A 717-nucleotide genomic window follows, 5' to 3' on the forward strand; every position below is an offset into this window, starting at 1 on the left:
GCGGATTTTCTATTCGGTTTTTATTTGCTAAATTAGGTGCTTAAACACGCCACTAATCATACACAAAACCGTTGTGTAACATTTGAGAAATGAACAAAATACTAACTTACATATTAATATTTCTGTCTTTTAGTTGTGTTGACAAAAAGAATAAAACAGAAACTCAAACATCACTTACTGAACAAAGTGAAACGGAAATTTCGGATTCTGAAAAAACAAAAAAAACGATTTTTGATAAAGTCTTTAGGAAAATTAATGAAATTGAATATTTCAAAAATTACGAAAACGGAATTAGCTCTGTCATAAATTATGAAGAAAGTAGATGGGAATATGTTTTTGTTGAGATGGTAAATAACAACAAACGAATAGTTATTCTTGAGAAAATTGTTGAGACTGGAAAACCTGAAAAAAAGTATCAAATTTTAGATACCATTCATATCAATAATTTTAAAGAAAATGAATTCACATCATTTGGTGTTTGCCAAAATAACGGAAAAGCAGATTCTCGGATTTTCACAATAATTGAGAGAACTGAAAATGATTTTGATTTAGAATATTATTCCAAAATTAAAAGTGCGTGGAAAGCAAATCTTAAAACCAAAAAAATTGAAAAAATGACCGAAATAAATGGAATTATGTGTATGAATGAAAGTTATGGAATTTAAAAAAACGTTACACAACAAAGAACTGAGTTAAAAAACAAGCAATTTCAAGCTA

General features: G+C 27.3%; 1 protein-coding gene. It reads left to right on the forward strand.

From position 1 onward, the window contains the following. The first annotated feature begins 89 nt into the window (after positions 1 to 89). On the forward strand, positions 90 to 665 hold the full coding sequence (locus FVF61_RS05525; RefSeq protein ID WP_148454202.1) for a hypothetical protein: 576 nt from the start codon (positions 90 to 92) through the stop codon (positions 663 to 665). Positions 666 to 717: the final 52 nt, after the last annotated feature.

Origin of the sequence: Xanthomarina maritima (assembly GCF_008084905.1) — a bacterium.
Taxonomy (GTDB): Bacteria; Bacteroidota; Bacteroidia; order Flavobacteriales; family Flavobacteriaceae; genus Xanthomarina; species Xanthomarina maritima.